General features: G+C 68.4%; 7 protein-coding genes. 2 read left to right on the plus strand and 5 right to left on the minus strand.

Going from position 1 to position 7129, the window contains the following annotated elements; translation table 11 throughout:
* The first annotated feature begins 16 nt into the window (after positions 1-16).
* Positions 17-427: a hypothetical protein gene (locus I1A62_RS35690; protein ID WP_219456937.1), complete on the plus strand. Its 411-nt coding sequence runs from the start codon at positions 17-19 to the stop codon at positions 425-427.
* A 12-nt stretch (positions 428-439) separates the two neighbouring features.
* Here the strand turns inward: I1A62_RS35690 and I1A62_RS35695 are convergent, their stop codons facing one another.
* Positions 440-1885, minus strand: a complete 1446-nt coding sequence (locus tag I1A62_RS35695) for an MFS transporter (RefSeq protein WP_124395053.1) — start codon at positions 1883-1885, stop codon at positions 440-442.
* An 86-nt stretch (positions 1886-1971) separates the two neighbouring features.
* Positions 1972-3216 (minus strand): hypothetical protein, encoded by a 1245-nt coding sequence (locus tag I1A62_RS35700; RefSeq protein ID WP_219456939.1) that lies wholly within the window; start codon positions 3214-3216, stop codon positions 1972-1974.
* A 91-nt stretch (positions 3217-3307) separates the two neighbouring features.
* Here I1A62_RS35700 and ubiG point away from each other — a divergent pair, with 91 nt between their 5' ends.
* Positions 3308-4147, plus strand: a complete 840-nt coding sequence (gene ubiG, locus I1A62_RS35705) for a bifunctional 2-polyprenyl-6-hydroxyphenol methylase/3-demethylubiquinol 3-O-methyltransferase UbiG (RefSeq protein ID WP_219461614.1) — start codon at positions 3308-3310, stop codon at positions 4145-4147.
* Here the strand turns inward: ubiG and I1A62_RS35710 are convergent.
* From I1A62_RS35710 to I1A62_RS35720, 3 genes are all read right to left on the minus strand, one after another.
* The gene (locus I1A62_RS35710) at positions 4138-4986 is read right to left on the minus strand and encodes a 3-hydroxybutyryl-CoA dehydrogenase (protein ID WP_072944635.1); all 849 of its coding nucleotides are present in this window, start codon (positions 4984-4986) and stop codon (positions 4138-4140) included. The genes ubiG and I1A62_RS35710 overlap by 10 nt on opposite strands.
* Positions 4987-5062: 76 nt before the next feature.
* Positions 5063-6223, minus strand: a complete 1161-nt coding sequence (locus I1A62_RS35715) for an acyl-CoA dehydrogenase (protein WP_219456941.1) — start codon at positions 6221-6223, stop codon at positions 5063-5065.
* 174 nt (positions 6224-6397) lie between these two features.
* Positions 6398-7096: a TetR family transcriptional regulator gene (locus I1A62_RS35720; protein ID WP_124395055.1), complete on the minus strand. Its 699-nt coding sequence runs from the start codon at positions 7094-7096 to the stop codon at positions 6398-6400.
* Positions 7097-7129: the final 33 nt, after the last annotated feature.

A 7129-nucleotide genomic window follows, 5' to 3' on the forward strand; every position in this document is an offset into this window, starting at 1 on the left:
GACAGACGGAGTACTCATGGACATCAAGCGCAAGGTCGCAGTCGGGGCCGTCGCGGTGGCCGGCCTGTCTCTCGTCGGCGCGGGGACGGCCGCGGCGGATCCGATCCCGGCACCCATGCCCGTCCCGCTCCCGCTGCCCGTGATGCCTGCCGGCACCTATGTGGGGACGACCAACCTTCCCGGTGCCGACCTGATCTGGAAGGGAAAGACGTTCGGGCACGGGTGGGTCATGGACAACTTCGGGGTGTTCTTCCCCTACGTCTTCGGCATGACCACCCCGGAACCGGGCGGCTCCCTCGTCACCGACTACAGCCCGTCCGGGCTGAACTTCCTCACCGACCGGATCACCCCGAGGCCGGACGGGACCTACGAGGGCACCGTCTACGTCAACGGCAACCCCGTGGCCGGGTACGCCCTGCACAAGTAGGGCGGTCGACGGCTACGCCTTCGACGACGCGAGCGGTTCGGTGGGAGCCGTGGTCGCCGCCGAGGGTGCACGGCGGGTCGGGATCGCCAGGGTGATGGCCGCGGCGACGAGCGCGACGCCGCACCCGATCAGCAGACCGGTCCGGAATCCGCCCTCGGTGGGCAGGCTGTGGCCCGCGACCTGCACGCTCATCTGCGCGAGGACCACGCCGACGACGGCCGCGGACACCGACGTGCCCACCGAACGCATCAGCGAGTTGACGCTGTTCGCGGACGCCGTCGCGGACTGCGGCACGGCGCTCATCACGAGGGCGGGCATCGCGCCGTAGGCGAGGCCGACGCCGGCGCCGCAGATGCAGGTCACCACCACCAGACCCCACGTCGACCCCATCAGGAACATCGACGATCCGTAGCCGAGGGCGATGACGAGGCTGCCGACGAGCAGCGTGACCTTGGGTCCGCGGGTGGACGACAGCTTGGCGCCGAACGGGGACACCGCCATCATCATCAGACCCGACGGGGCCATCCACAGACCCATTGCCAGCATCGACTGTCCCAGGCCGTATCCCGTCGACGCGGGCAACTGCAGCAGCTGCGGAACGATCAGCGACTGGGCGTACATCGCGAAGCCGACGACGACGGACGCGGCGTTGGTCAGCAGCACCTGACGTCCCGCGATGACCCGCAGGTCGACGAGGGGTTCGGGAGTGCGCAGTTCCCACCAGCCCCACACGATCAGCGCGACGACGGTGGTCGCGAACAGGCCGAGGGTGGTGCCGCTCGTCCAGCCCCAGTCGGCGCCCTTGGACACGGCCAGCAGCAGGCACACCAGTCCGACGCCGAGCCCGACCGCCCCGACGGGATCGAAGCGGCCCCGGGTGCCGTGCACCGGGGTGGCGGGCACGAAGTACCAGAGCAGCACGGCGATCACCGCGCTGAGTCCGGCGGCGCCCCAGAACAGCACGCGCCAGCTGGCGTTCTCGGCGACCGTCGCGGCGAGCGGCAGGCCGAGAGCGCCGCCGATCCCCATCGACGAGCTCATCAGGGCGATGGAGGAGTGCAGGCGCTCGGGCGGCAGCAGGTCCCGCAGAGCGCTGATGCCCAGCGGGATCAGGCCTACGCCGACGCCCTGCAGTCCCCGGCCGATCACCATCGGGGCCAGGGTCGTCGCGAGTGCGCAGACCACCGAGCCCAGGACGAGCGGCACAGTGCAGATCAGCATCATCCGGCGCTTGCCGTAGAGGTCGCCGAGACGTCCCGTGACCGGGGTGGCCACGGCGCCGGCGAGCAGCGTCGCGGTGATCACCCAGGACGCGTTGGAGGCGGTCGTGTCGAGCAATCGGGGCAGGTCACCGATCAGCGGTACCACGAGGGTCTGCATGAGTGCGGCGACGATGCCGGTGAATGCCAGCACGGCGACGAGGCCGCCCGGGCGGACGACGGGCGTCGGACTGTCCACACGAATCTCCTTGACGTTGCGGAACACAATTTGTGCACCATACACAGACTATGCATGGTGCACAACGTATGTATCCTGCATATTGGTCAGGTGCGGCGTCTTCCGAGGTAGGCGGCGGTGAGGCCGCACGCGACCACTGCGGCCACGGACACTCCCGTCGATGTCCACGCCCACGCGTGCGGCCACGGCGGGATCTCCGATCCGGTGAGCGGCGTGTACGCCGTCCACCCGTACTCGGCGACCAGGGGGACGGTGAGCGCGGCGGGGATCGCCAGCGACGCCGCGGTGACCGGTCCGCTCGACGGCAGGCTCGACGCGAATGTGTACGTCGCCGCCAGCGGAAGGAGCAGCCATGTCGCGGCGAGGTGCAGGTTGTCCCACGGCGGGTGCTCGAACACTGCCGACGCGGCCACCACCGCGAGCGCCGCGATGCCGAACACCGGCCGCGGGAAACGGCGTCCGAGCGCAGCGCCCGCGAGGATCAGCGCCGCGGGCACCAGCAGCCACGGCCACGAATCCGGGAATGCGGACCTGCCGATGCCGCCCGTGGCGACGAGCGCCATCGCGGCGAGCAACACGATCCCGGTGCGGTGCTCCAGCCACAGCGCGGCGGCGATCACCACCGCGACGAGGACGATCCCGTACACCCACCGGCCCCGCATTTCGCCGTCGGAGCCGATGTCCCACGCCTGGTGAACGAACCACCGGCACAGCACCAGCCCGACCAGCGGCACAACGATCCCCACGACGACGGCGCGCCTGCTCACCGCGAGATCCGCCCGCTCGCCGAAGTCGCCGGACCGCAACGCCACGGCCAGAACCACGGCCGTGAGCGCAAGGACGGCCAGCGCCGCCGCATCGACGGTGGGTCCGGGAAGGTAGTCCGCGTAGCGCCGGGGAAGGGATGTCCGGAGGTGCTCGATCGGTCCGTCGAGGAGGATCCCGGTGAGGACACCCGTCGCGAGTGCGGTCTGCAACCACGCGAGGTCGGCGGTGGCGCACAGTCCGACGAGACCGCCGAGGAGAAGTCCCGCAGCGACGCCGCCGAGGTACATTTCGACGTCCCACGGCCCGGTCGAACGGGCGACACCCAGCAGTGCGAGGCCGGCGAACGACAGCGCCGACAGGCCCCGGCGGGCGCGAACCAGCACCGTCACCAGGACGGCGACCACCGCGGCGAGGGTGGCGCCTGCGGCGGGATCGAGATACGACACGTCCAGGACCTCGCGGCCCACGACGAACACGAACCCACCGGACCCGGTGGACGTCAACGCAATTCCCGCGACGAACCCGCCCAGCAGCAGGCACACGTGCGAGATCCGGAAAGTCATCCTCCGAGCATCGCCTACGGGTGTCGGCCTTGAAGTGACCGACGCGCAGGAGAAGGGTAGGGGTCGGCGCTGTGCGCTCGGCAGAGAAGGGGTGGTCGGCTTGGTCATCGACAACGACGTCTACAACCGGGTGGGGGAGTCGTGGTGGGAGGAGGACAACCCGCTCAACCTGCTGCACGGAAGCCTGACGCCGGGACGATTCGCCTACTTCCGCACGGTGCTCGGCCAGACGATCGGTCGTGACTATCGCGGCCTGCGTGCCCTCGACGTCGGTTCCGGTGGCGGGTTCCTCGCGGAGGAGTTCACCCGCATCGGTTTCCGCGTGACGGGCATCGATCCGTCCGCGGTGTCGATCGACACCGCGCGCCGGCACGCCGCCCGCGCGGAACTGGACATCGAGTACCGCATCGGGTCGGGCGAGCGACTCCCTGTGCCGGACTCCACGTTCGACGTCGTCTACTGCTGCGACGTCCTCGAGCACGTGTCGGATCTCGACCAGGTGATCGCCGAGACGTCCCGCGTGCTGAAACCCGGGGGCCTGTACCTGTTCGACACCATCAACCGCACGTTCGTCAGCAAGCTCGTCGCCATCAAGATCATGCAGGAATGGCGGATGACGCGGATGTTCGACACCCCCATCCACGACTGGTCGATGTGCATCCGTCCCGCGGAGCTGACGGCGCTCCTGGAGCGTCGCGACCTGCGGCTCGGCGAGATCGTCGGGCTCGGGCCGCGGTCGAAGAATCCCCTCCGGCTGCTCGACCTCGCGCGGGCGGGCGGGACCCGGCTCAGCTACGGGGAGTTGAGCCGCCGCCTCGACTTCGGGCAGATCCGGAGCACGGCCATCTCCTACATGGGATACGCCGTCGCGAACGGCGAAAGCCCGCCGCGACAGCGCGACGGGCTCCCGGACGGGCATGATCAGCTGTAGTCGTAGAAGCCCTTGCCGCTCTTCTTGCCGAGGTGCCCGGCATCCACCTTGCGCTTGAGCAGCGTCGGGGGAGCGTAGTGCGGCTCGGCGAACTCCGCGTACAGCGACTCCGCGGCGGCGAGCGTGATGTCGAGACCGACGGTGTCGATCAGCGTCAGCGGACCCATCGGGTACCCGCAGCCGCCCTTCATGGCCTCGTCGATGTCCTCGGCGGTGGCGTAACCCGACTCGAGCATCCGGACCGCCGACGTGAGGTACGGGATGAGCAGCGCGTTCACGATGAAGCCCGCGCGGTCACCGGCCCGCACCGTCTTCTTGCGCAGCGTGTTCTTCGCGTAGTCGGTGACCGCGGTGACGGTCTCCTCCGACGTGACGAGGCTGACCACGATCTCCACCAGCGGCATCACCGGCACCGGGTTGAAGAAGTGGACACCCACGACCTGCCCGGGACGCTGCGTGGCGTTGGCCATCTTGATCAGCGGAATGGACGACGTGTTGGACGCGAGGATGCCGGACGGCTTCACGACCTTGTCGAGCTTCTGGAAGATGTCGACCTTGAGGGACTCGATCTCCGGCGCCGCCTCGATGACGAGGTCGCGGTCGGCGAAGTCGTCGATGTCGAGGGTGACCCGCACCCGGGCGAGCGCGGCGTCCGCGGCCTCCTGGTCGAGCTTGCCCGCCTTGACCCCGCGGGCGAGGGACTTCTCGATCCGGGCCTGCGCGGCCTCGGCGAACTCCGGCTTCGTCTCGAGGATGAGAACCGAGCTGCCGGCCTTGATACATACCTCGGCGATGCCGGCACCCATGGTGCCGCCGCCGATCACGCCTACTAGTTCCACAAATTCTCCTTAGATATGCCCGTGCGTGGTTAACGAGTCCAGGGACTCGTCAACCACGCACGGGCGGCGTAGCCGCCTACTTCAACAGTGCACGCGACATCACGACGCGCTGGATCTGGTTCGTGCCTTCGTAGATCTGTGTGATCTTCGCATCACGCATCATCCGCTCGACAGGGAAGTCCGTGGTGTAGCCGGCGCCACCGAACAGCTGGACGGCGTCGGTGGTGACCTCCATGGCGACGTCGGAGGCGAAGCACTTGGCTGCCGCGGAGATGAAACCGAGGTTCTTCTCGCCGCGCTCGGCGCGTGCCGCGGAGGTGTAGACCATGAGACGCGCGGCCTCGACCTTCATCGCCATGTCGGCGAGCATGAACTGCACGGCCTGGAAGTCGCTGATCGACTTGCCGAACTGTTTGCGGTCCTTGGTGTAGTCGAGGGCGGCGTCGAGGGCGCCCTGTGCGAGGCCGACTGCCTGCGCGCCGATGGTGGGACGGGTGTGGTCGAGGGTCTGCAGCGCCGTCTTGAAACCGGTGCCGGGCTCGCCGATGATGCGGTCGCCGGGGATCTTGCAGTTCTCGAAGTACAGCTCGGCGGTCGGCGAGCCCTTGATGCCGAGCTTCTTCTCCTTCGGTCCGACGACGAATCCTTCGTCGTCCTTGTGGACCATGAACGCGGAGATGCCGTTCGCGCCCTTGTCGGCGTCGGTGACGGCCATGACGGTGTACCAGCTGGACTTGCCGCCGTTGGTGATCCAGCACTTGGACCCGTTGAGGATCCAGTCGTCGCCGTCGGCCTTGGCGCGGGTGCGCATGCTCGCGGCGTCCGAACCGGCCTCGCGCTCGGACAGCGCGTACGATGCCATCGCCTCGCCGGACGCGAGCTGCGGCAGGACCCGCTGCTTGAGTTCCTCGGAGCCGTTGAGGATCAGGCCCATGGTGCCGAGCTTGTTGACGGCGGGGATCAGGGAGGAGGAGCCGCAGACGCGGGCGACCTCTTCGATGACGATGCAGGTGGCGACGGAGTCGGCGCCCTGCCCGTCGTACTGCTCGGGGACGTGGATGGCGTTGAAGCCGGAGTTCACGAGGGCCTGCAGCGCCTCTTCGGGGAAGCGCGAATCCTCGTCGACTTCCTTCGCGTAGGGTGCGATCTCCTTCTCGGAGAGCGCGCGGATCGCGGACCGCAGTTCGTCGTGCTCTTCGGCGAGCTTGAACAGATCGAAGTCCGGATTTCCGGCCATGGGGGCGCTCCTTGCTGAGTCTCGACGGCACCGAGTCTGAGCGGCACTCCGTGCCAGGTTCATTTCCGTTCAGGCGGGCCGCAACGTTCGTGGTCGGCAAACTACTGCCACTACCGTGCAGTCAACCACGGCACTGAGTGCCAGTCAAGGGTGGGAGTCGTCACTCTCGGCCGCTCAACTCCGGCGCCGCGACAACTGGGTGCGGATGCGCCCGGTGATCTCCTCCACGGGAGTCCCCGGCGGGTACGAGACCACCAGTACGGCGTCCTCTTCCTGCGTGGATGCCCCCGGGGCGACGCCGAACGTCCGGCGCACGTCGAGCAGGGCCCGCTCGAGTTCCTCCGCGGTGGCGTCGGGGTCGCCCTTGATCATGTTCCGAAGCAGAAAGTTGTGGCACGCGGTGACAGCGGCCGCGAATCCGATGACCTTCAGGACCGGTTGGGTGGGCACGACGCCCCGCAGGTAGTCGACGAACAACCGCTCGTAGCGGACGCCGGTGACGATCTCCCGGTCGCGGAGCGCGGGAACCCTCTGGACCACCTGATACCGCCGCACCGCCAGTTCCCGGTTCTCCCGGAACCTGTCGAAGACCAGGCCCGCCGTCCTGCAGACCGCCGCCCACGGGTCGTCGGTTTCCGTGGTCAGATGGTCCTCTGCCTGCTGAAACAGTGATTCGTGATCGGCGAAGATCACGTCCTCCTTGGAGCGGAACTGGCGGAAGAACGTCCGCCGGGACACCCCGGCGGCCGACGCGATCTGCTCGACGGTCGTCGCCTCGTACCCGTTCTCGGAGAACAGCCGGATGGCCTGTGCCACCACATGGACGCGGAAGTCCGCGGGATCGATGCCGGGTGTGTCGACGCGCTCGGTCATGAGGCCCAGTATCCATCGGCGGCATTGGACCCG

The organism is Rhodococcus sp. USK10 (assembly GCF_019378875.1).
Taxonomy (GTDB): domain Bacteria; phylum Actinomycetota; class Actinomycetes; order Mycobacteriales; family Mycobacteriaceae; genus Rhodococcus_F; species Rhodococcus_F pseudokoreensis.

What these genes read in the sequence shown, in the direction of transcription:
- I1A62_RS35720 (WP_124395055.1), bottom strand. Translation starts at nt 7,096, where the DNA reads ATGACCGAGCGCGTCGACACACCCGGCATCGATCCCGCGGACTTCCGC.
- I1A62_RS35700 (WP_219456939.1), bottom strand. Translation starts at nt 3,216, where the DNA reads ATGACTTTCCGGATCTCGCACGTGTGCCTGCTGCTGGGCGGGTTCGTC.
- I1A62_RS35690 (WP_219456937.1), top strand. Translation starts at nt 17, where the DNA reads ATGGACATCAAGCGCAAGGTCGCAGTCGGGGCCGTCGCGGTGGCCGGC.
- I1A62_RS35715 (WP_219456941.1), bottom strand. Translation starts at nt 6,223, where the DNA reads ATGGCCGGAAATCCGGACTTCGATCTGTTCAAGCTCGCCGAAGAGCAC.